This window comes from Alicyclobacillus sp. ALC3 (assembly GCF_028751195.1).
Taxonomy (GTDB): Bacteria; Bacillota; Bacilli; order Alicyclobacillales; family Alicyclobacillaceae; genus Alicyclobacillus_L.
The window spans coordinates 4,301,599-4,324,530 of sequence record NZ_CP066784.1 but is presented as its reverse complement, the minus strand read 5'-3'; the positions used below and the strand labels follow the sequence as shown (position 1 = coordinate 4,324,530).

At 48.0% G+C, this 22,932-nt stretch carries 26 protein-coding genes; 17 read left to right on the top strand and 9 right to left on the bottom strand.

Going from position 1 to position 22,932, the window contains the following annotated elements; translation table 11 throughout:
• Window positions 1-3 precede the first annotated feature (3 nt).
• Window positions 4-324 carry an ArsR/SmtB family transcription factor gene (locus JC200_RS20095; RefSeq protein WP_274436610.1) on the bottom strand — a complete coding sequence of 107 codons (321 nt, stop codon included), beginning with the start codon at window positions 322-324 and terminating at the stop codon, window positions 4-6.
• A gap of 193 nt (window positions 325-517) precedes the next feature.
• Here JC200_RS20095 and JC200_RS20090 point away from each other — a divergent pair, with 193 nt between their 5' ends.
• The 4 genes from JC200_RS20090 to JC200_RS20080 all read left to right on the top strand — a co-directional run bounded on the left by JC200_RS20090 (window position 518) and on the right by JC200_RS20080 (window position 2,158).
• Complete coding sequence (locus JC200_RS20090; protein ID WP_274433484.1) at window positions 518-1,141, top strand: cation diffusion facilitator family transporter; 624 nt, start codon at window positions 518-520, stop codon at window positions 1,139-1,141.
• Between the two features lie 87 nt (window positions 1,142-1,228).
• Entirely contained in the window at window positions 1,229-1,471 is a 243-nt protein-coding gene (locus tag JC200_RS20085; protein ID WP_274433483.1) for a hypothetical protein, read from the top strand.
• Between the two features lie 161 nt (window positions 1,472-1,632).
• A complete protein-coding gene (locus JC200_RS24550; RefSeq protein ID WP_443111845.1) occupies window positions 1,633-1,782 on the top strand; it encodes an SHOCT domain-containing protein in 150 nt (49 codons plus the stop codon).
• Window positions 1,783-1,948: 166 nt separating this feature from the next.
• Window positions 1,949-2,158 (top strand): hypothetical protein, encoded by a 210-nt coding sequence (locus JC200_RS20080; protein ID WP_274433482.1) that lies wholly within the window; start codon window positions 1,949-1,951, stop codon window positions 2,156-2,158.
• A 265-nt stretch (window positions 2,159-2,423) separates the two neighbouring features.
• Here JC200_RS20080 and JC200_RS24545 read toward each other — a convergent pair whose 3' ends face one another.
• The 4 genes from JC200_RS24545 to JC200_RS20065 all read right to left on the bottom strand — a co-directional run bounded on the left by JC200_RS24545 (window position 2,424) and on the right by JC200_RS20065 (window position 4,412).
• Window positions 2,424-2,633, bottom strand: a complete 210-nt coding sequence (locus JC200_RS24545; RefSeq protein WP_443111926.1) for a double zinc ribbon domain-containing protein — start codon at window positions 2,631-2,633, stop codon at window positions 2,424-2,426.
• A 126-nt stretch (window positions 2,634-2,759) separates the two neighbouring features.
• On the bottom strand, window positions 2,760-3,716 hold the full coding sequence (locus JC200_RS20075) for a cation diffusion facilitator family transporter (RefSeq protein WP_274433481.1): 957 nt from the start codon (window positions 3,714-3,716) through the stop codon (window positions 2,760-2,762).
• On the bottom strand, window positions 3,697-4,101 hold the full coding sequence (locus tag JC200_RS20070; protein ID WP_443111844.1) for an ArsR/SmtB family transcription factor: 405 nt from the start codon (window positions 4,099-4,101) through the stop codon (window positions 3,697-3,699). Before JC200_RS20070 ends, JC200_RS20075 begins: the two co-directional genes overlap by 20 nt.
• Window positions 4,102-4,184: 83 nt before the next feature.
• On the bottom strand, window positions 4,185-4,412 hold the full coding sequence (locus JC200_RS20065) for an SHOCT domain-containing protein (RefSeq protein ID WP_274436608.1): 228 nt from the start codon (window positions 4,410-4,412) through the stop codon (window positions 4,185-4,187).
• 98 nt (window positions 4,413-4,510) lie between these two features.
• Here JC200_RS20065 and JC200_RS20060 point away from each other — a divergent pair, with 98 nt between their 5' ends.
• The 10 genes from JC200_RS20060 to trxB all read left to right on the top strand — a co-directional run bounded on the left by JC200_RS20060 (window position 4,511) and on the right by trxB (window position 12,755).
• A complete protein-coding gene (locus tag JC200_RS20060; protein WP_274433480.1) occupies window positions 4,511-5,986 on the top strand; it encodes a multicopper oxidase family protein in 1,476 nt (491 codons plus the stop codon).
• 416 nt (window positions 5,987-6,402) lie between these two features.
• A complete protein-coding gene (locus JC200_RS20055; protein WP_274433478.1) occupies window positions 6,403-6,678 on the top strand; it encodes a carboxymuconolactone decarboxylase family protein in 276 nt (91 codons plus the stop codon).
• 31 nt (window positions 6,679-6,709) lie between these two features.
• Complete coding sequence (arsD, locus tag JC200_RS20050) at window positions 6,710-7,009, top strand: arsenite efflux transporter metallochaperone ArsD (protein WP_274433477.1); 300 nt, start codon at window positions 6,710-6,712, stop codon at window positions 7,007-7,009.
• 2 nt (window positions 7,010-7,011) lie between these two features.
• A complete protein-coding gene (locus JC200_RS20045; protein WP_274433475.1) occupies window positions 7,012-7,887 on the top strand; it encodes an ArsA family ATPase in 876 nt (291 codons plus the stop codon).
• Window positions 7,871-8,800, top strand: a complete 930-nt coding sequence (locus JC200_RS20040; RefSeq protein WP_274433473.1) for an ArsA family ATPase — start codon at window positions 7,871-7,873, stop codon at window positions 8,798-8,800. The genes JC200_RS20045 and JC200_RS20040 overlap by 17 nt, the downstream gene beginning before the upstream one ends.
• A gap of 293 nt (window positions 8,801-9,093) precedes the next feature.
• Complete coding sequence (locus tag JC200_RS20035; protein WP_274433471.1) at window positions 9,094-9,426, top strand: ArsR/SmtB family transcription factor; 333 nt, start codon at window positions 9,094-9,096, stop codon at window positions 9,424-9,426.
• Window positions 9,427-9,447: 21 nt separating this feature from the next.
• On the top strand, window positions 9,448-10,740 hold the full coding sequence (locus tag JC200_RS20030) for an arsenic transporter (RefSeq protein ID WP_274433469.1): 1,293 nt from the start codon (window positions 9,448-9,450) through the stop codon (window positions 10,738-10,740).
• Window positions 10,741-10,770: 30 nt separating this feature from the next.
• Window positions 10,771-11,208 (top strand): arsenate reductase ArsC, encoded by a 438-nt coding sequence (locus JC200_RS20025; protein ID WP_274433468.1) that lies wholly within the window; start codon window positions 10,771-10,773, stop codon window positions 11,206-11,208.
• 34 nt (window positions 11,209-11,242) lie between these two features.
• Window positions 11,243-11,677 carry an arsenate reductase (thioredoxin) gene (gene arsC / locus JC200_RS20020; protein WP_274433467.1) on the top strand — a complete coding sequence of 145 codons (435 nt, stop codon included), beginning with the start codon at window positions 11,243-11,245 and terminating at the stop codon, window positions 11,675-11,677.
• 91 nt (window positions 11,678-11,768) lie between these two features.
• Window positions 11,769-12,755 carry a thioredoxin-disulfide reductase gene (trxB, locus tag JC200_RS20015; protein WP_274436607.1) on the top strand — a complete coding sequence of 329 codons (987 nt, stop codon included), beginning with the start codon at window positions 11,769-11,771 and terminating at the stop codon, window positions 12,753-12,755.
• Between the two features lie 146 nt (window positions 12,756-12,901).
• Here trxB and JC200_RS20010 read toward each other — a convergent pair whose 3' ends face one another.
• A complete protein-coding gene (locus JC200_RS20010) occupies window positions 12,902-13,807 on the bottom strand; it encodes an IS1595 family transposase (RefSeq protein WP_274433466.1) in 906 nt (301 codons plus the stop codon).
• A gap of 402 nt (window positions 13,808-14,209) precedes the next feature.
• The gene (locus JC200_RS20005; RefSeq protein ID WP_274433464.1) at window positions 14,210-15,517 is read right to left on the bottom strand and encodes an IS1380 family transposase; all 1,308 of its coding nucleotides are present in this window, start codon (window positions 15,515-15,517) and stop codon (window positions 14,210-14,212) included.
• Between the two features lie 1,250 nt (window positions 15,518-16,767).
• Here JC200_RS20005 and JC200_RS20000 point away from each other — a divergent pair.
• Window positions 16,768-17,142 (top strand): VOC family protein, encoded by a 375-nt coding sequence (locus tag JC200_RS20000; RefSeq protein ID WP_274433465.1) that lies wholly within the window; start codon window positions 16,768-16,770, stop codon window positions 17,140-17,142.
• Window positions 17,143-17,801: 659 nt separating this feature from the next.
• Here JC200_RS20000 and JC200_RS19995 read toward each other — a convergent pair.
• The gene (locus tag JC200_RS19995) at window positions 17,802-19,109 is read right to left on the bottom strand and encodes an IS1380 family transposase (RefSeq protein ID WP_274433464.1); all 1,308 of its coding nucleotides are present in this window, start codon (window positions 19,107-19,109) and stop codon (window positions 17,802-17,804) included.
• 242 nt (window positions 19,110-19,351) lie between these two features.
• On the opposite strand from JC200_RS19995, the gene JC200_RS19990 reads away from it, so the two are divergent.
• Together JC200_RS19990 and JC200_RS19985 are read left to right on the top strand one after the other, a co-directional pair.
• The gene (locus JC200_RS19990; protein WP_274433463.1) at window positions 19,352-20,083 is read left to right on the top strand and encodes a 4'-phosphopantetheinyl transferase family protein; all 732 of its coding nucleotides are present in this window, start codon (window positions 19,352-19,354) and stop codon (window positions 20,081-20,083) included.
• 991 nt (window positions 20,084-21,074) lie between these two features.
• Window positions 21,075-21,545: a hypothetical protein gene (locus tag JC200_RS19985; RefSeq protein WP_274433462.1), complete on the top strand. Its 471-nt coding sequence runs from the start codon at window positions 21,075-21,077 to the stop codon at window positions 21,543-21,545.
• A 397-nt stretch (window positions 21,546-21,942) separates the two neighbouring features.
• Here JC200_RS19985 and JC200_RS19980 read toward each other — a convergent pair whose 3' ends face one another.
• Complete coding sequence (locus JC200_RS19980) at window positions 21,943-22,833, bottom strand: LysR family transcriptional regulator (protein ID WP_274433461.1); 891 nt, start codon at window positions 22,831-22,833, stop codon at window positions 21,943-21,945.
• Between the last annotated feature and the right edge of the window lie 99 nt (window positions 22,834-22,932).

The window sequence follows — 22,932 nt, the reverse complement described above, 5'->3', positions numbered from 1 at the left end:
CAGTCACTTGGTATCCCTCTTTTCCGTCGATGACATGCTGTCTAATGTTTCCCTGATAAAGCCTTGGATATGGGGGTTTGCCAGTCGGTAATAAACCAACTTCCCATGCTTTCGGTATTTGGCAAGCCCCATATGGTGCAAGAGCCGTAGATGGTATGATGCCGTGGCTTTACTGCTCCCAATAACAGCAGCCACATCGCACACACATAGTTCCGCTTCACTGAGCGCATAGACAATCTTGGCTCGGGTATCATCGGCCAAGGCTTTGAACATGAAGACAATGTTGCTCACTTGATCGAGGTGTGGCTTGATGCGATTAACCATCTCGGCATTCACGCAATCCACTTGGCAAACGGGGACATCGTGTTCCAATGGTTCTGGAGTCGGCGTTCTCGCCAAATTTGACACCTCACATTCAAATAATCATTTGATTATTATACAATCATCATATACACAGAGTATCATTTCTGCAAGTACCTTAGTGATTTGAAATGTATGAAGAGGAAGGACGATCCGAATGTTAAGTCAGACCACCGTGTTCTTGAAACGTGGAGTATATGTAGAGATCGCCACCGTCGTTTGGGTTCTCATCGAAGGTACTGTCGCTCTTGGTTCGGGTATCCTTGCCCATTCCTTATCCCTCGTAGCACTTGGAGCGGACAGTTTTATCGAACTTGCCGCAGCTTTAGTATTACTTTGGCGATTGTCCATCGAGGCTCGTGGCGCCGAAGCAGAACGGGTCGAAAATGCAGAAAAGACCGCTGGCTGGGTGGTGGGAATTGCTTTGCTGTTGTTGGCAGTCTATATTCTGGGCGCAGCAATCCATGAACTTTGGACTCGAACAGGAGCCGAATCCAGTGTACTTGGACTTGGTTTAGCGGTCATTTCAAGCATTCTCATGCCCATTTTGTCTTCGATGAAACGAAGAATTGGCGCCACCCTCAACAGTCCAGCTTTAATAGCGGACAGCTCGTCGAGTCTCGTTTGCGGATACATGGCTTGGACCGTGCTTGTCGGAGTGGCATTGACGACGTGGTTCGGCTGGTGGTGGGCCGATTCCATAGCCGCTTTGGTGCTTCTTGTATTTGTTGTTCGAGAAGGGATCGAAGCCATTGAGGAAGCCAGGGGCCTAGATGATTGACTGATCTCGATCCAACAAGACGAGTTTGTATTCATTTGTATACAAACGAACATAGTGGTGATATGCTTGGGTTGGGAGGTGAACCCGATGCCAGAGACATTTCGCAGAGGGAAGATTGAGGATTTCATCCGTCGATTGCAGGTTCGAAAGGACATTTTGAAGAAACAATTGGAACAGCAGGAATTTCAAGATGAACAACAATATATCAAGGGCCAGATCTACGCTGTGGATACCATCTTTCAAGAATTGGAGGCGGAGTTTCGTACCAGAGGTCCATATGGGCCTATGATGAAAGGTTGCCGTATGCGGGAAATGGTCACGGATCGGTAAGTCGGATAACGAAGGGGCATATGCTCCATTTGGTTCCGTGATTAAATTGACTTCTCATAAAAGAAAGGGCGACTTAACGTGATGATGTTTCCCATGGCCTTCGGCTTCCTGTGGATGATCATCCCGATTCTGTTATTTGCGCTTGGGATTGCATTTTTGTCATGGGTTGGATTCGAGTGTTTCGCCACATTCCCACCGATCACTCCGGTAATTCGGAAAAAACAGCGGTTCGAATTTTGCAGGAGCGATACGCCAGGGGCGAAATTGATGAAGAGGAATATCAATCTCGCTTGAGGCATCTGAGAGAATAAGAGCTTTCAGGATAACGGATTATAAAATGCACATCGAGAACGGACGTTAAATCGTTACCGTTTGGGGTAACTATTGTGACATTCATGATGCTTTTCTATGCTTTGGAATCACGCCAGCATATCAGTCACCAAGTGAAATCGGTCCGACATTATGGAGGAATTTTACATGCTTACAGTGTTTGGAGCGACCATCGTCACTTTGATGATGGTCTTTTATGCATTAGAATCACGTTCTCGCTGGTTCACATTTGCATTTGCACTGGCCTGTTTCGGGTCAGCTACATATGGCTGGTTAGCGGGGACATGGCCATTTGGAGTGGTCGAAGCAATTTGGGGTGTCATCGCTCTTCGAAAGTGGTCAAAGTTGTGGCGGTAACATTTTGCGGACCTTCTTTGAACAAAAGGACTAAACCACTGCCATTTGTTCCTTAATTCTGGGAAATACCCATTTTGTTTGTGGTGACTTTACGTCATTTTGTGGGCGGAACTTTTTGAAGTTAAAGCGGAATGGGCGTAGTAGAGGTGCTTGGCAACGAGAATGTATGCCTTTACGGCCAGGCGAGTTAGTATCCTGTGCATGCGTGCACACATATAGCTCGAACCCCCGTCAAATTGGACGGGGGCATTTAAGTGTCAAGATGTTAGAGTTTCTGACCACAAGCAGGGCAAAATGACGCATTGGCCGGTACGGCAGTGCTGCAATTCGCACAATGGACAAACTTGGGCTTCAAGTTTGTTCCACACTGGGAACAGAAGTTGCTGGATACGTCGTTTACCCAACCACACTCTGGGCATTTTGTGACCGTTACAGGGTGTTGAGAGTTCGGTGCTCCTTCACGGTACGGCTCAATCCGGTGACCATCATGATGATGGTCCTCATGGTGACCGTGGTGCTCACGATAGTGTTCCTCATGATGTCCACCGTGGTGTCCTCCGCCAAACAACTCTCTAAAAAAGTCTGACATTCTCGATCCTCCTTAGTGATAATGTGCCATTTCCATCGTGGCACACAGTTCTGAATCATCATGTGGATGCTGTGCGTCTTCCGTCTGTACTGTGACATGCCCAATCCCGAACTGAACCATACGATGCTCCAAGTCTTCTAAGATTTGTTGACTGTCCCGAATGGATATATCTCCATCTAACACGACGTGACAGGACAATGCGTTTTTGCCACTTGTGATACTCCACACGTGAACATCATGCACTTCTCGCACGCCCGACACAGCTTTAATTTCGTGAATCACCTTCGACAAGTCGATTTCCTTGGGGGTTCCTTCCATCAGAACTCCGACCGTTTGCTTCACGATGCGCCATGCTCCGGATGCAATGAGCAAAGCGATGAGAACACTCAAGATTGGGTCGACTACATACCACCCTGTGGTCATGATGATGACCCCACCTAGAATGACTCCTGCTGAGGCGGCTGCGTCCCCTAGCATGTGGAGAACGGCACTCTTCACGTTGATGTCTTCTTCCTTGCGCATACCAAGACCAAGATTCAGATTCATCAGCAAACCGATGCCTGCACTGACGAACATCCATGTCGGGGTGACTTGTTCAGGACGCTGAAACCGACCATACGCTTCCCACAAAATCCAGATGGTGATGAGAATCAGGGTGATACCATTGATGAACGCCGCCAAAATCCCCGCCCTGTGATAGCCATATGTCATCTTGTGGTTCGAGGGTTTTTCAGCCTGTTTTATAGCGAACCAGGAAAGCGCAATGGCTGCGATATCTGTGAGCACGTGCCCAGCGTCTGCCAACAGGGCCAGACTGTGTGACAGAAGACCACCAACCACCTCGACGATCAAAATCACCAACGTTAGGAAAAACGCTATTTTCATTTTTCCGGCGGGTGCATGGCTATGAAACGCATCTCCGTGGTCGTGGCCATGTCCGTCGTCCTGATTATGATTTTGGTTGCTCATACACACTCTCCTCATCACTGGCCACGTGCGCAATATGGTCGATTCCCATTTGTAGTAATCCGACAATGTGAGCATCGTCACACGTGTAATACACTGTATTGCCGTCCCTTCGACTCTTCACAATTCGCAAGGTGCGTAAATACCTCAATTGGTGCGATACAGCAGATTGCGTCATACCCAGGACTGCTGCCAAATCACAGACACAGAGTTCACGCCGAGTCAGGTTATGCAGCATACGAATTCGTGTTGGGTCTGCCAGTGCCTTAAATGACTCAGCCAGACTTTGCACAGCCGATTCGCTAAGTTGTTTCGGCAAGCAATCTGCAACAGCATCGGCATGCACGGATGGCTCATCACAACAATCCTTTTGCAAATTTGTCGCCACAATATAAACCACCTTTATGAACATATACTCATATAATCATTATAACAACAAACGTCGTAATGTAAACACGAACCTACCTGCTCCTAGTCCCGCAAGTCTTGCATGCGTTGCAAATATTCCTCCCGGTCAATTTCTCCATGGGCATATCGCTCTTTGAGAATACGGATCGCAGGATCCTGAGATACTCCGTCATCACTCCGGAGATTCACTCTCCTCACAACACGAACAACCGCCCAAACGACAAGAAGGAATCCGGCAATGATGACCAAAACCGACAAAATCCAATAACTTCCTATGAATCCGGACCCCATCATTCCCATGCCACTCATCATTCAGATTTGACACCTCCAATCATCTGTCCATAGTTTAGCTCATCCTATGGCATAATAATCGACAAGAGGTGTAGAACGTGGATGATAAACTGATTACTCGCCGTGAATTTCTGATGGCCCTCGGCGGCCTCACACTGATTGGCATCGGAAGTTATCCATTCATTCGACCATTTCTACCTGGCGTAGCGGCTCCTCTGGTACTGTCGCAAATACCCACCGTCTCGTGGAACGGTTCGGTCAAGACTTTTGTGTTCAATATAGCAAGAGGAAATGTTTCGTTAGGGGACAGCCGTCAGTTCAACGGATACCTCATCAATGATCAGTTTCCTGGTCCCACGATTCGTGTTCGTGAAGGCGACAAGGTTCGGATTACCGTAAACAACCACCTTGACCAGCCGACCACATTGCATTGGCATGGCGTGAATGTCCCATCTCCGATGGACGGTGTACCTGGTGTCTCACAGGACCCCATCGAACCTGGACAATCCTTCACATACGAGTTTATCGCCGGGCCATCCGGAACTCGGTGGTATCATTCTCACGTATTCGAAATGGACCAGATTCCAAACGGTTTGTTCGGTGCCCTGATCATTGACCCGGCGAATGGTCGAGAGCCTTACCCCGCAACTCGTGAAGTCACCCTAATGTTCTCCACCTGGGGATACCAGTCGAATCCGGGACTCGATTATGGTATGCAAACGAGCGGTGGAATGGGTCAGATGATGATGGGTAGCGGAAGTATGATGTCCTCCAGTCAAGGATTGATTTACCTGATCAATGGAGCAGTCCCGAGTTCATTACAACCCATGACAGTTCAACCCGGAGAAAAATTGCGTCTTAGACTCATCAATGCCAGCGCTTCCGAGTCCTATTGGCTTACGCTGGATACTGGAAATTTTCTAATCACCCACACGGACGGGAATCCGCTCGACAACCCCGTTCCCGTAAGCGACTTGTATATTGCTCCGGCCGAACGATATGACATCGTGGTCACACCGCCAAAGTCGGGAAAATGGTTTCTCCGGTCGAAAATTAACGGCCAAGAATCCGTCCAAATGCCCTTTTCAACGAATGGTTCAGTGAATGCAGTTCCTTCGTCAGCACCTTCTTGGTCCTATTCCAATTTCTCCGGCGGAATGGGTTCTTTGCCTAGAGCGGCTCAACACTTTCAACTGACGCTTGGTGGAGGAATGATGATGGGGTCAAACTGGACCATAAACGGAGCCTCCTATCCGAATACAACGCCTCTTCGTGTGAAAAAAGGAGACCGGGTACGTATCGAAATGCAAAACATGAGCATGATGGAACATCCGATGCATCTGCATGGACATTCGTTCGAGATCACCAGCTTCAATGGAAGGGCACTGTCACGACCCTTGGTGAAGGATGTGGTTAACCTACGACCGAGGGAACGCTGTACCATTGATTTTTTAGCGAACAATTCAGGAAACTGGTTTTTTCACTGCCACAATTTGCAGCACATGCGGAGTGGATTAGCTACGGTGCTGGAGTACGTAGATTACCCCCTGCCCTATGTAGATAAGTGGATGTAACAAACCAGCTTCATTCGAGTGTTCCGCCAGTCTCAGATCAACCCGCATAGCATGACAGTTTTGACACATCTCAACCGTCAGTGAAGCGAACTTTAGTCCTCCATTCTTAACAATCAATGTATCAGTACCCCATTTTCTCAGCGTACGAAATAAGCACGTGCTCCAACCAAAAATTGTCTTAGCGTGAGTTTTACGTTATTTTTGCTGGCGGGACCCCTATATGTAAAATAGGTAATAACGGTGGCTTCATGATCCTCCAACTGGCGCAATGTTTGCTCAACGTATACCTTGGACGTTTTCAGGTCGTCGAGGTAAAACGCAAGGAGATTGATTTATAAACAGGTCTTGCAAAGGTAATTCGTCTCACATAGTATATAAGTATATTTTTATATAACGTTTCAAGGATGGTGTGCGGAGTGAATGAACGCACAAAGGAACTGATTCAGGTGGCGACCGCTGTGGCTGTGGGATGTACTTCCTGTTTGGAGTATCACGTACCCAATGCGAGGGAGTTGGGAGCAAGTGATGGAGACTTGCAAGAGGTCCTTGCTCTGGTTCGCCAGGTTAAGCTCACTGCCACCATGAAGGTGGATGAATTTGCGGAGGACATGTTCCGTTCCAGGAAAACGGAATTGAACGTGGTGACGGAAGGTTCGTCATGCGGGTGTGGCTCGGGAAGCTGTTGCTCTTAATTAAGGATATTTGAAAGAGGAGGAATCGGGAATGAAAATCGACTTTTTTGATCCTGAAATGTGTTGCTCTACCGGGGTGTGTGGCACCTCTCCAGACCCGGAATTGATTCGCGTAGGTGAGATGGTGGAGAAGCTCAAGGCGGACGGCCACACCGTGGCCCGTCACATGCTGAGCCGGGATTCGGCGGCGTTCACTTCGAACAAGCACGTATATGAAACCATGTTGAAGCAAGGCATGAAAGTATTGCCGATTGTAACCGTGGATGGGGAGATTCGAACCATGGGCCGCTATCCGCACATGGACGAATTGTTTGCAGCAAGGGAGTCTTAATCATGACCAAGTATCTTTTCTTTTCCGGGAAAGGCGGTGTCGGAAAGACTTCCCTTTCTTCCGCCACAGCCGTCATGTTAGCTAAGCGTGGTGCGAGGACGTTGTTGGTCACCACGGATCCGGCTTCGAACTTAGGGGACGTGTTTGGGCAAGAAGTGGGTCTCGAAGTCCGAGCGGTTCAAGGGGTTCCGTATTTGTTCATTCAGGAGATTAACCCGAATCAAGCCCTACAGACCTATAAAGACCGGGCCTTGGCTCCTCTTCGAGAGTTATTTCCTGAAGAGTTCCTGCAGGCTGCGGAAGAAAAGATGAGTGGGCCTTGTACGGAGGAAATCGCAACCTTTGACCAGTTCATAGCTTGTATGCATCAGCCTGACTATGAATGGGTGGTGTTTGATACGGCACCCACGGGTCACACGCTTCGATTGTTGGAATTGCCGAGCAGTTGGAGTTTACACATTGAGGAAAGTGCGCAAGGAAGCGGGCAAACCTGTATCGGCAGTGTGGATGCGCTGGCGGCTTCTAAAGAACAATATGACAACGCGGTGCGCGCCCTGCAAGACCCGGACACAACCACGTTTGTGTTTGTCACACAGCCCGCCCGACTGCCGATGGATGAGATGCTGCGTTCGGCCAATGAACTACAGAAACTGGAGATTCCAAATCAGGTCGCAATTGTGAACGGGGTCATTCCGGAAGACGAACGTACTCACCCCTATTCTAGTCGCAGGTGGCAGAAGCAAGAACCGTTTATTCAAGACCTGAGGTCTCGCTTTGCGGGTTCGATTGGGTACATGCCTCTCTATTCAGATGAGGTCAAAGGGATCGCGATGCTGGAGCAAGTCGGGAGGGATTTACAACATGCCATTCAACTATGATAAGCTACCTGCCGACCTCCTGCTGCCTCGGGGCGATAAGCGCCGGAGAATTTTCCTGGCTGGAAAAGGGGGCGTAGGAAAAACGACGCTCGCGTCTACAACGGCGTTGTTTGCAGCGGATCAAGGCTTCAAGACATTGCTTGTTACGACCGATCCAGCGGCGCACATCGGGAACGTGTTCGGTGAAACGGTCACGTCAGTCCCACGTCAAATTTCCGGCTCGAATCTATGGCTGGTGCGAATTGACCCAAAGATGGCGTTTAACGCCTACCGAAATCAAGTGCTGAATTCGCTGGAACATCAGTTTCAAGACACTGAGACGGTCGAACGCGTCAGTGAAGAACTGAATTCCCCCTGCACAGAAGAAGTGGCTGTCTTTCAGGAGTTTCTTGACTACGTATTAAGCGACGAGTTCGATGTGACCGTGTTTGATACCGCCCCGACGGGCCACACCGTCCGCCTTCTGCAGTTGACTTGGGATTACGAAGAAGAGCTAGAGCATAAGGATGCCTTTACGACGGAAACTGCGGCTTTGGACGATGCCCAATTGGCTCGGATGAATACAGCGATCCGTACGTTACAGGATAAAGAAGAAACGGGGATGTTGTTCGTCACGTTGCCGGAATCGACGCCGATTGCGGAAATGGAACGTGCGATTGCGGACTTGGAACGAACTCACATTTACACGCAAGGCATTGTAGTGAATCAGGTACTTCCTGAAGACGCTGCGACCAGTCGCTTATTTGGTAAGCGTCTGGAATTACAAATGGGGCACATTGACCGATTGAAAGATCGTAACACCAGCCGAACTATTGCTGTTGCGACCCTGCGAGACGACGAAATCATTGGCGCGGAGTTGTTAAAACGATTCGCGAATGAAATTTTTGAAACATCGCAGAAGGCTGTACGATGAGTGGAAAAATTGCGATTGTGATTGACTCTGGATTGACCAACGGCGGGGTTGCATGTAGCCAAACGAAATTATTCGCGACTCGCCCAGCTTTCGAAGCAGGAAAAAAGTAAAGTCGTGGCGCTCCTCAAACAGATGCAAGACGACTGACTGCAAAACAGTTTTTTTCCTCTCGGCCATAGGAGCACTATGTTGTGCAAGAGATGCATTTTTTACGTGGGAAGATGCGCCTTACGAACACAAAGGCACACGGACGGATGTTCTGTATAAAAATGCTCCGGAGGTGAAAACAGCACATGATCGATGCGTTTGAAGAATTATCAGAAGTCTACAAAGCCCTTGCAGATAAAACCCGACTGCACATGCTAGCCCTCTTAGTGCATGAAGAACTTTGTGTATGTGAATTGGTTGCGATTTTGGATATGTCACAACCCAGCGTCTCGCAGCACCTACGCAAATTGAAACAAGCTGGGCTGGTCAAGGAACGCAAAACAGCACAATGGGTTTACTACTCCCTGGACAACACGAAGTTCGCTTTACTGCAGAATATTGTAGACACCTTGCCAGATGTAGAGGAAGAGATTGAACTCTTAAAATCGCAAGGATTACGGGTGCAGTGCACCTTATAGGAACCGGTTAGGAGCGACGGTATGGTTTACCTGGCATTTGGGATTTTCCTGCTGACATTGGTTTTGGTCATTTGGCAGCCCAAGGGATTGTCGATAGGATGGAGTGCACTTGGGGGTGCCATACTTGCTTTTGTACTCCGGGTCGTGACCTTGAAAGATGTGGTGGAAGTAACGCGAATCGTCTGGGATGCGACACTCGCGTTCGTCGCCATCATTATTATCTCTACGATTCTGGACAAAGTTGGCTTCTTTGAATGGGCAGCGCTAAAAATGGCTCATGCGGCAAAAGGAGATGGGCGTAAGGTATTTTTCTACGTCACGGTTTTAGGATCCCTGGTAACCGCGTTTTTTGCGAACGATGGAGCCGCTTTGATTTTAACCCCCATCGTACTCGAGAAAGTTCGCGTGTTGCGGTTTGATATGAAACGAATGATCCCGTTTATTATGGCTAGCGGATTTATTGCCGATACGACTTCTCTGCCGCTTGTGGTCAGCAATCTGGTCAACATCGTTTCGGCCGATTACTTCCATATTGGGTTCCTGAACTACGCGGCCCACATGGTGGTACCCGACTTATTCGCCTTCCTTGCGAGTGTTCTCATGTTGTACTTGTTCTTTGGCAAAGAGATTCCGAAGTCCTATGACCCTACCTACTTAAGTCGACCATGTGAAGCCATTGTTCACGAGGGAATGTTTCGAGCCTCATGGGTCATTCTCACCGTTCTTTTGGTGGGATACATTGTTACCCAACTCTTACACATTCCTGTCTCTGTCGTCGCAGGGGTCATCGCCATCGTATTTCTGGTCGTTGGTGCCCGGACAAAGGTGATTCGACCTTGGCAAGTCATTCGGGAAGCGCCCTGGGCCATCGTGGTGTTTTCGATTGGCATGTATGTTGTGGTGTATGGACTCCGTAATGTAGGCCTTACCATGATTTTGGGTCACGTGATCCAGTCCTCCACGACCGGTGGACTTTATGTCGGGACTCTGGCGATGGGCTACCTTGCGGCCCTATTGTCCAGCGTCATGAACAACATGCCTACAGTCATGATTGATGCCTTGGCGATACATTCAACACAAACCGTGGGAGTCATGCACCAGGCGCTGGTATACGCGAACGTAATTGGCAGCGATTTGGGACCGAAAATTACGCCGATTGGGTCTTTGGCAACCTTGTTGTGGTTGCATGTACTCGGTAAGAAAGGGATTCAGATCACCTGGGGACAGTATTTCAAGACTGGAATTGTTTTGACTGTACCGGTGTTGTTCGTCACTTTGTCAGGGCTATATATCTGGATGACGGTCATTGGTTAGGATCCACCAGAGCTTTAGGGGGAATGTTAAGTGGGTGAACCAGTAAAAATCTACTTTATTTGCATTTTCAATCGAGCTCGGAGTCAAATAGCAGAAGCCTTTGCCAAAAAATACGGTGGGGACCGCGTAGAAGTATCGAGTGCCGGTGTGGACGGAGCGAGGGAAATTCACCCGAAGACGATCGAAGTCATGAAGGAAGTTGGAATCGATATCTCGCAAAACAAGTCGAAGACGCTCAACATGAAAACCTTCGTCGGTTCAAATGTCATTGTGAAACTATGTGAAGAAGCCCATGAGCGGTGTCCCATTGTCCCATTTGGAATTCAAAATGAGCAATGGGATATCGTGGACCCAATTCCACAGATAGATTCAGATCTAGATATTGAATCTTTCCGAAGGGCAAGGGATGAGATTGAAGGGCTTGTAAAAGAACTCTTGCACCGATTGGGAATTCGCGAAACGGTTTGATGGCACCTAAATTTACTTCCAAGGAGAGATGGATATGAAAAAACCGATTGTGTACTTTATCTGCACGGGAAACTCGTGTCGCTCACAAATGGCCGAGGGCTGGGCACGCCACTTTGCAGGGGATAAGGTAACTGTAGTGAGTGGCGGAATTGAAGCGCATGGTCTGAATCCAAGAGCCATACAAGTAATGCAGGAAGCGGGCGTGGACATGTCTTCGCACACATCGAACTTAATCGATAACGACGTATTGAACCAGTCGGACTATGCTATTACCTTATGTGGTGACGCGTATGACAGGTGTCCGGTGACGCCGCCCCACGTGAAGCGCCTGCACTGGGGGTATGAAGACCCCGCACGGGCCACAGGTACAGAAGAAGAAATCATGGAGAAGTTTCGGGAAGTCCGAGATGCCATACGGGACCGCGTTCGTGAGTTTATGATTGAGCTCACCAAGACAACGCAGTCTTAATACCTATAATTGGGTCAAGATAGGGGAGACCAAGATGAGTACAGTAGAAGAAAACGGGACACTTCGTGACGAAGAACGGGAAGTGGAAGTCATGCTCTCCGGGATTTCAACCGTGAAGCAGACTACAGAGACGTATGATTTAGTGATTATCGGTGGGGGTCCCGCAGGCTTGTCGGCTGGGGTTTATGCAGCCCGGGCAAACTTAAGGACGCTAATTCTGGAAAAGGGATTGCCGGGCGGACAAATGCAAAACACCTTGGAAGTCGAGAACTATACCGGCATTCAAATGATTTTAGGGCCAGAATTGTCCGAGTCGATGCGCGTGCATGCGGATCATCTGGGTGTGGAATTTAAGATGACCGATGTCCAGAGTATAGATATGCATGGAAATCCCAAGACCCTGTTTACCTCAGAAGGCGAATTCAAAGCGAAAGCAGTGTTGATTGCGACGGGGGCCACGCCGAAGAAACTGGGTATTCCAGGTGAAGACCGTTTGAGCGGACGCGGAGTTAGCTGGTGTGCTGTATGTGACGGTGCGTTCTTCAAGAACAAGAAGATTGCCGTTGTAGGTGGAGGAGATAGCGCCATTGAGGAAGGCACATTCTTAACCAAATTCGGGGAATCTGTCTCGGTGATTCACCGCCGTGACAAACTGCGGGCGCAGCCAATTCTACAAAAACGGGCTTTTTCTTCGGAAAAAATGGACTTCATCTGGAACCACACGGTCGTAGAGATCTTGGGCCAAAATCGAGTCAGTGGAATCCGGATTCAGCATGTTGAGACTGGAGAGGAACAAGAAATTGAAATGCATGGGGTGTTCATTTACGTCGGCTTTACACCCATGACGTCATTCATCTCAAATCAGGAAATTCTTGACCAAGACGGCTATGTCATCACGGATGAAGATATGCGGACGTCGATTCCGGGCATTTTCGCCGCTGGAGATGTTCGCCCGAAGGGACTGCGCCAAATCATCACCGCCGCTTCCGATGGCGCGATTGCAGCCATGACCGCGTATCACTACATCGAATCCCTGGCTGACGTAGAACCCCCTAACGTGACCCAGAGTCAAGCCTAGCAACACCTCAACTCGAAGAAATAGAAAAGAACCTGAGTTATTGTGATAAGGAAGTCTAATTACGATTTATGCGGCCCCAACAGGTGATGGGGTCGTATTTTTACACACATATCCACTCTCGTAAGTAACCTGGGCTGACCCACCACTTAGGCAGTTTGCCTTGCATTTATTGGGTGCGCCAGTGCGCAAGTGTTTAGAAGTCGTTCGACGAGCCTATGCCCCATGTGTCGACGGTTCAATCGGTAGGTGAATTCAGCAGCGTACAGTTGTTTGAAGCGCTCTCGTCCATGGTATGTCCCGTCAATAAACGCTTTCAAATTGCTGATCAATGTATCGACCCACTGAAATGTTTCGTGAGCATCCTCGTCACTCGACAATGTTACCAGATGCGGAATGTCCAGTTCCTTTGCACTGGCGCCGTATGACCAATTCCCGTCCGTTTCCAAGACAACATCAGTACCAAGGTTGCGTTGTAAAATTGGCAATATCGAATTCTTACTCAAGTCTCCAACAGCTTCAATGAAGCAGTATTGGGGTTTTCCTTTCGTCAGTGAAACCCCCATGACCATGGGCGACTGTGTTGTGCCACGTCCCCGTTTCCCTTTGCTCTTGCCGCCAAGGAAAAAGTCATCGACCTGAACGATGCCTTCAAGCTTGTACTTGGCATTTCGTTCCGCCATCGCATTACGGATTTTGTTGAGCATATTCCAAGCCGTATCGTAGGAGACGCCGATGTGACTCTGGAGTGTTTTCGCAGAAATACCACGCTTGTCGTTGCTGACCAGGTATATAGCAAGGAACCACTTGAATAGCGGCGTTTTGCTTTTGTGAAAGATCGTGCCTGCAGTAACAGAAGTCTGGCGATGACACTGTTTGCATTCAAATAGTGGCACTCTGCGGTCGGCGTCACGTCTGTGGGCTGCATGAACCAGCATGGCTTCAGGATGACTACACTTCGGGCAAGTGAACCCATGTTTCCATCGCAGGTGAATCAGATGCTCTTCACAGGCTTTCTCATCAGAGAATTTTTGCGTAAACTCCAAGAGATTCATGAGTACCACCTCAATATGCGAACGTGTGTTCCTATACCGAGTTTACCACTCAGTCTCCACTTTTCAAAGAGAACTTACGAGAGTGGATATGTGTGTAATAATAAGTGGTGTTTCCCGTCCAACCGGTATTACCGAAGTCACCATAGCTAGTCTGAATATCCGCACTGTTCGAGTTGGACGCATAAAACATGATTGCTACGGGGGTGTTGTTCCAAGAGTCAGTAGCACTTATCCCGGATTTCGACGGTTTGTTCATTAACCAGCCCGGCAGGGCTAGGATTTCAATATATCGGTAAATATGTATACGGTCACGCCGGTATTACACGCTTTTTTCTGTATTTGAACGCACTTCCCCCCTCCCCAGCAGAGGCTACTATTTTCCCATATTCGATTTGGAAATCACTACGGTACAGTCTGAAGCATTTGCGCCGATAGTCGCTCTGCAAACTCGGGAAGACGCATGGTCCACTGTCTTGCATGTCGGACCAGAATTCCAGGTAGGAACAGAAGCCTGCGGCGAAGTCGTCCCGCTGTCCACGGACGAACCGCTGGTTGCAACGCCACTTGTTTGTACAGCAGGAATAGGTTGTACGCCAGCAATTTCAGACCTTGCAATGCTTGGTTGGCACCGTAGTTCTGACTGGAAAATTGGTCGACGGCAAATCCGTACTTCGCTTCCTTAATGTGATTCTCAGCGTTACCACGGTAGTTGTAGAAATGCCAGATATCCTCGCCACCCCAGTCTAGCGTTGTGGCAATCGCCTCGTACTCCCACATCCAATCCGCACACAGGACTTCCTCCGGTTCAACATCTAACCGACGAACAATGACAACCCGTCGAGGTTTTTCCCAAGATGTTGCCTGATACATAGTGGAGGCGACATCGCAATGTTCGTTATCGCTTTGGGTGATGCAACGCCAAGCGAGATTTGGCGCCTGTGCAAACTCTGCCAATCGCTTTGTCCACTTCAGCTTGATGACATAGTCTTGACCATCTTGTTCTAGCGGTTGAAATACTTTCTCCCCGGTGAATCCTTTGTCGCTACGGATTGCACGGATGTGGACGCCTTCGGGTAACTGCTTCTTTATCGCTTCGTAAAAGTCTGCGAACCCATCTGCTGTGTGAGCGTCACCAGAGCGCAACTCGTCATAGATGCAACAACCAGTCTGCGAGTCAAATGCCAGCAAGGGATGGAAACTAGCTCTGCCGTGATGATGTGGATTAAACCCGACGGCAGACTTCTCTTGGTTTCCATATACCGTTTCTACGGAAGAGTCGATATCCACGACAATATCCCGTCCTTTAGGGAGCAAGGATTTCAGTATTTGACGCTGCGCTGAGCGAATTGCCTTCATACCTGCCGAAGAGCCCATCCGTTTTAAATCCTTGTACAGCAGAGTGGTATCGGGTAGCTTCGGCAAATCTAGTTTGAGCTTAAGAAGGGGATCTTGCTCGATGTTCTCGAAGTGGAAAATTCGTTCCTGACCCAGCAAGGAGCCCAGTATGAATGTCAGCGCTACATCATCCATTTGGAACTGAGCGTCTGTTCGTTTACGCAGACCCTCTACACGAAAATTCTTGTCAATTCCAGTCCCTAGAACGAAATCTATGAGTCCTGTCGCACCGCCAAAAGCGGTGACAGAATGGAGATTGAAGCGGGTATGTATTTTACTGCTTTTCCGACGGTGGTGTTTTGGTGTATGATTCACCCAAAAGGTGCTCCTCTCTGGCTTGGATTGTGTTCTGGACAAACCCAATTTAGCCATATATGGAGCGCCTTTTCAATTACTCAGGTCAATTCTTCGAAGAAAAACCGTCGAAATCCGGGCTTATAGCTTGTTGATCAACGTTTCCATCAGCCCAAGTAATATCCATTGGATATTGCCATTTTGGACCTTCTAAGGAGTATGCTTGTGCGGTCCCAATAAAGAGACATAGAGAAGAGAGAGCTGTTAAACCTCAATTATAGCCTTTTTCAATTCGTTCACCCCTTGTACGTAGAATCAGAATTAGATACGTGCTCCCTCCCATGTTCCCTCATATTGACGACATAAAGCAGAACCACGTTACGTCCCGTGTATGCTTCGATACCCAGCCCCCTTTTTAAATCGTAGCCCTGTCTTATGTCTCTTAGATTTCCGAGGTTATCCATGGAAATGATTTCATAATCAGTGATAGACCTATATCTTGTTATTAGCTGTCGAACGGTGTCCTCGATGAAAAATTCACAGCAGCTTACTAGAGTACAGATGGTAACACCTATACCGAATATTGTCCAAGATAATGAATGTTACCTTGAAGGAAATCGAAAACCATCCGCGAATTTGCAAGGATGTAGGACTGCTCTGTTGTGCAGTAGAACTTAGATTGTCTTGGACACGCTGGACACTGCATACCGGTTGACCCAGAACCACTCCACTCGGAGATGGCGCCAAGTGCGGCCGCAAGACTTCATGCATAATTCAGAACACTGTGATCGGTGACAATGACGAGCAGCCTCGCTAAGTCATCAGCTTCACGCCCCGCGAAGGCCGTATTTCATTGGGTGTCGATTGCGGTGACTGACTCCAGAAATAGCCTTGGCTCAACTCGACGCCAAGCTCCACGTAGCTGAGGAGCAAACGCCCTGGTTGATCACCAAATGGGAATATAATACGCGGAATATACAGAATAGGCATAAAAATCAAACCCATATAGACCCTACCAATTTGATGTAAGATCGGTCAAGAAATTTTTTTCAACAAAATTCGCTAGATTTGTGTGTAAGAAACCGGTAATTACCGTCTTGTCTACCTGTAGCAAATTGACAGTTTGTCGAATGTGAAAGATTTGTTGTTGTTATTGTCGACACATCTAATAAACGCTTGTCCGATCGCTGAAAACTTTAATTAGGGTTCCTGTTGAAATTTTGGATTGATATGATTTACCATGGTAAACGAATCCAAAAGGAGGGTTTTGCGTGTCATTTTCATTCGACGGCATCGATCATGTCCAATTGGCAGCCCCAAAAGGAACAGAAGAGAAAGCGCGACATTTTTTTATTGACATATTAGGCATGGCGGAGATTACAAAGCCGGCCAATCTCGCGGCGCGTGGTGGCGTATGGTTTCAAGTTGGTCATCATCAGTTACACATCGGTATTGAAGATGATTTTGTTCCGGCAAAAAAGGCGCACCCGGCTTTCCTTGTGAACAACCTCAATTCACTCCGTGAGCGCTTAGTTGAGCACGGCGTCAAAGTGAAGGATGATACCTCTCTGGAAGGCGCAAATCGTTTTTATGTGGATGATCCATTTGGGAATCGAATGGAGTTTCTAGAGTGGATTACAAAGTGAAATTCCAGGTTCCCATCATGCGTCTCATTTTTTCAAATTCTACAATATGGTAGTTATATTCAGCTCGTTATAAGGAGCAGTGTTCCAAGTATAGGATTGGAATGTGGCTGGTTAACACTCACTCCAGCGACACTCCTGCCCCAGATGTACGTTCCAATCTTGTTTATGCACGCTTTATTTAACCCAGATATCTCGAATTACCTGTCGGTTGTGTGTCGGAGGAACCCCATGGTTGATTGTCGGGAGGATGCGACTGGCGGCGCGCCTCCTATTGCAGTAAGGCTGGCAGTGTCTCATCTTGACAGCCATCGATAAACCTACACTTTGTCATGGTGGTCGAGTCCACACACCTGTGGATTCAGGCTTTACCAGGCTGGGTGTCGATTGGCTTGCCACGTACCTGACGGATTGTAGACAACACTGCTTTGTCAATGTCGATGAATGAATCACCGACAAGTATCGTAATCATCAACAAATCTATCAATTTAACCCGGATTTCGACGGTTTGTTCATTAACCAGCCCGGCAGGGCTAGGATTTCAATATATCGGTAAATATGTATACGGTCACGCCGGTATTACACGCTTTTTTCTGTATTTGAACGCACTTCCCCCCTCCCCAGCAGAGGCTACTATTTTCCCATATTCGATTTGGAAATCACTACGGTACAGTCTGAAGCATTTGCGCCGATAGTCGCTCTGCAAACTCGGGAAGACGCATGGTCCACTGTCTTGCATGTCGGACCAGAATTCCAGGTAGGAACAGAAGCCTGCGGCGAAGTCGTCCCGCTGTCCACGGACGAACCGCTGGTTGCAACGCCACTTGTTTGTACAGCAGGAATAGGTTGTACGCCAGCAATTTCAGACCTTGCAATGCTTGGTTGGCACCGTAGTTCTGACTGGAAAATTGGTCGACGGCAAATCCGTACTTCGCTTCCTTAATGTGATTCTCAGCGTTACCACGGTAGTTGTAGAAATGCCAGATATCCTCGCCACCCCAGTCTAGCGTTGTGGCAATCGCCTCGTACTCCCACATCCAATCCGCACACAGGACTTCCTCCGGTTCAACATCTAACCGACGAACAATGACAACCCGTCGAGGTTTTTCCCAAGATGTTGCCTGATACATAGTGGAGGCGACATCGCAATGTTCGTTATCGCTTTGGGTGATGCAACGCCAAGCGAGATTTGGCGCCTGTGCAAACTCTGCCAATCGCTTTGTCCACTTCAGCTTGATGACATAGTCTTGACCATCTTGTTCTAGCGGTTGAAATACTTTCTCCCCGGTGAATCCTTTGTCGCTACGGATTGCACGGATGTGGACGCCTTCGGGTAACTGCTTCTTTATCGCTTCGTAAAAGTCTGCGAACCCATCTGCTGTGTGAGCGTCACCAGAGCGCAACTCGTCATAGATGCAACAACCAGTCTGCGAGTCAAATGCCAGCAAGGGATGGAAACTAGCTCTGCCGTGATGATGTGGATTAAACCCGACGGCAGACTTCTCTTGGTTTCCATATACCGTTTCTACGGAAGAGTCGATATCCACGACAATATCCCGTCCTTTAGGGAGCAAGGATTTCAGTATTTGACGCTGCGCTGAGCGAATTGCCTTCATACCTGCCGAAGAGCCCATCCGTTTTAAATCCTTGTACAGCAGAGTGGTATCGGGTAGCTTCGGCAAATCTAGTTTGAGCTTAAGAAGGGGATCTTGCTCGATGTTCTCGAAGTGGAAAATTCGTTCCTGACCCAGCAAGGAGCCCAGTATGAATGTCAGCGCTACATCATCCATTTGGAACTGAGCGTCTGTTCGTTTACGCAGACCCTCTACACGAAAATTCTTGTCAATTCCAGTCCCTAGAACGAAATCTATGAGTCCTGTCGCACCGCCAAAAGCGGTGACAGAATGGAGATTGAAGCGGGTATGTATTTTACTGCTTTTCCGACGGTGGTGTTTTGGTGTATGATTCACCCAAAAGGTGCTCCTCTCTGGCTTGGATTGTGTTCTGGACAAACCCAATTTAGCCATATATGGAGCGCCTTTTCAATTACTCAGGTCAATTCTTCGAAGAAAAACCGTCGAAATCCGGGTTTAATATACAAAACAATACTGTACATTGTCAGAAGTCAATAAAAAGTCCCCAGATAGATTGGCACATTCGTCGTGTCAATGTCTAGGATAATCATACTTGATTTGCCTGGAGAGTGAGTCCTATGATTGACGTAGTTGTAGTTCAGAGGAGAAATCGCCTTTCGTCGACGTGGGTAAAGGAGCAGCTAGCGTTACTGGCCAAAGAAGAACAGAGCCGACTCCTAATGTATCGGCGCTGGCAAGACCAACAATCCAGCCTAATAGGTCGAGTTCTTGCCAAAACAAAACTGTCCCAGCTTTTGAACGTTCCCAGGGAATCATTGCAAATAAGCAAAGATGAGCATGGACGGTTGTACTTGGAAAATCATCCGTTTTGGGGAGGGGATTTTAATTTATCACACTCAAGTGACCTGATTGCCTGTGCTATCACCAAAAATGGTAGAGTTGGTATTGATGTTGAATACATAAAATACCTCGACTTCGATCTTGCTCGACAATTCTTGAACGAAGATGAAATACAATATGCAAAAAAAAAGCATGATGACATGTTAATTTCATTTCTCTATAAGATTTGGACCTTAAAAGAAGCCTATCTGAAAGCACTTGGGATCGGTTTACTGCGTGATCCACGATCATTTGGTTTTGACATGAAGCTTTGGTCGGAGGGTATTCTTAAAATCCGAGACGATAAGTCTCTTTTTAAAGAAGAGATGTTCTTCCATACACTTGTGCTACATGGTGGATATCAGCTCGCGCTTTGCACAAACGCTGCAACCCCAGTTAACATTTCTACTTTCATGAACATTTCGAACTCAACTAGACAGACGTCGCAAATCCTAACCCAATTTTGTTGAACGGCTTCTGCCGGTACTCGTGTGCGGGGACAAATTGAACAGGTGTTGACTCAAGTGTCGAGATGGGTTCAGATGGAACGTCCGGACTTGGCTCTACAGCCGCCTGGTTTCCATGTTCGGGATAGAAGTGTCCAGTATTATACCAGCGTCTGACCCTAGTAGCGAAGCATAGCGACCAGGTGAACCTGCAATTAGGCCATGGTTTCATGTTTCCCCCATCGGTGTCGGTAAACAGGGTGTTCCGTTACGTGGTACCCGGATATTCGTCCTAGTTTGTTCTAAAATCCCACAAAAAGTGCTTCTAGAAGCGTACCATGCGAAAGGTTAAAGAAAAACCTGGCAGGACAAGGCTGAGGGGTTCACCGGACCGTAAAATGAGGCGACCAGATCGCCTGATTTGACACGGGGAAAATCTCAAGACCGGTCATCTTGACTTCCAGTATCAGGGTTATTTCGAATCAAGACAAAGATAAACTTCACTCATCGAGCCTGTAAGGACCCATGTTTATCCTCAAACCGACAAACTGCGTGCAAACAAGACGTCAATCCCAGCCGACATTGACACCTGGAATTTCACCGACAAACAATGTGAGCGGCCACAGACATCGATATACTCGATGCTCCGCACCGTAGCGCCAAGAAGAAACCAAGGACGTACCGAGAGAGACCACGACGAGCGTATCTGGTGATTGCCAAGCAGAGACGAGCGAGTCTGAAGAAGGCCGAAAAAGGGTTGGGCAACAGCTTCGATACCCGAGCCGGGATCTAAGGTTGATTGCCGAATTGGCCGGATCACCCCGCTGTTCACACTCAGCCGATGGCAATACAAGACCCTGCTGGTGATTCAAGAGTTGGTTCGTCCACAAATCGAAATGTATCACGAACGAGAACACCGAGTGGAAGACCGAATCGTGAGTATTTCACAACCACATGTGCGACCGATGGTGAGAGGGAAAGCAAAGGTGGCGATGGAGTTCGGGCGAAGGTCGCGGTGAGCAGGGTGGATGGGGATACGCGGATTGAGCGAATTGACTGGGACAACTTCAACGAAGGGTTAACACTTCAGGGGGCGGTGGAAAGGGTATTGGGAGCGATATGGATATTATCCAGAAGCAGAGCTGGCAGACAAACTGTATCGCACACGAGTAAACTTGCAGTACTGCAAAGCGCTAGGCATCCAACGAGTGGACGGAAGCTTGGACGCCCGGCCAAAGACGACGAACCGACTCACAAGCAGATCGAACGACAGGACGCACCTGAACGCAATGCGATAGAGGGTAAATTCGGCGAAGGCAAGCGCAACGGGCTAGGCTTGATCCGGGACACGGCTCAAGGAGACCAGCGTGAACGTGGTCATGATGCAGATCCTGGTGATGAACCTGGAACGGAGGCTACGGCTTCTGTTTGTCTTCATCCGTATGGTGACTCAGGAGCGATTCAGGGAACGGAATTTGTTCTGTAAACTGTCGTTCAGCAGGCTAGGACAAGGATTGCACTCGCAATTGCAACGCCTGTTTCACCGAACAGCGCAAGGATCACGAGCCATAGAACCTTATCGACACAGTTACCCGCCTTGGACAGTACGAATTCGTTCATGCCCTCTGTTGCTGAATATTGTAGGTACGCAGAACGTGTCGTTAGAAACTGAACTCTCGCAGTCCTAACCAGGCAGCATGCCTTAATGTAGCTGGGTAATCCATCGATCCACTATGGCAGTGGACTACGAATCAACCTCGTGTACTTGGCTTGCGTCCTGTATGGTATCTCAAGTCGGTTCTGTAGATCCACCAAGGCCTGTTCTGCTTCGACTAAGTATTTTCCTTCGTATAAAGCAGTATTGCATGATAGATAGTCAATATTCAGTCCGTTCCCTTCCGGCTCTTTGAAAAAGATTCTCTAATAACCTGCAAAAATCGATACAGCGCGGGAGTTATGAGTGAATCTTGGCGTCTAATAAAAATTGTTTTAACTCTCCTATATTTATCAGGAATTTCGTGATACGTGATTAAGTTGTCCCGATCACCATGTTCTATTACAGACTTAGGGATTAAAGAGAACCCTAAACCCGCTCTGACACATCCTAATATTGCATCTAATGTGCCAAATTCCATGACTTTTTCAGGATATATCCCTTCGTCATATAACCATTTTTTCAATTGCGAACGATAAGTACACCCTGTCCGAAAAACAAGTAGCGTACGTTCCTGGATATTTTGTAAAGCCAGTAGTGGGGATTTCTTAGAATTCGAAATCAAAACTAATTCTTCTTCGACGAATGTTTCCTGGACAATTTCAGGATGTTCAATCGGTGCAGCTACGAATGCCCCGTCTATTTTATATTCAAGAACCGATTGAAGGAGTTGCTCTGTCGGACCGGTGGTTAAATACAGGTCCACGTTTGGATATGCCTCATGGTATGCGGTAAGGACTTCTGGTAAACGAATAGCGGCAGTGGTCTCCATTGAACCAATTCGTAGTGGACCGCTCGGATTTGATTCATCTTGAATTGCTCGTTGTACCTCACTACATAAGGTCACTATTTTCTTCGCGTACGATAGAACGGTTTCCCCCGTTGGAGTTAAACTTACCCCCCGGCTATGACGGTAAAACAATGATGTATCGAGCTCGGACTCCAGTTGGCGTATTCGGGCAGTGACGTTCGATTGTACATAACCCAAGCATTGAGCAGCTCTGGTGATATTTCCTTCTTCAGCTACTGCTAAAAAAACCCTCAAATCATGTATCTCCACTCCGTCATCTCCTTGCTAAGTATACACCATCATTTTATGTGATGGATTCAATCTCATATCATCATTTTACAGTATTATCGGGAAGCGTTTATAGTTCTG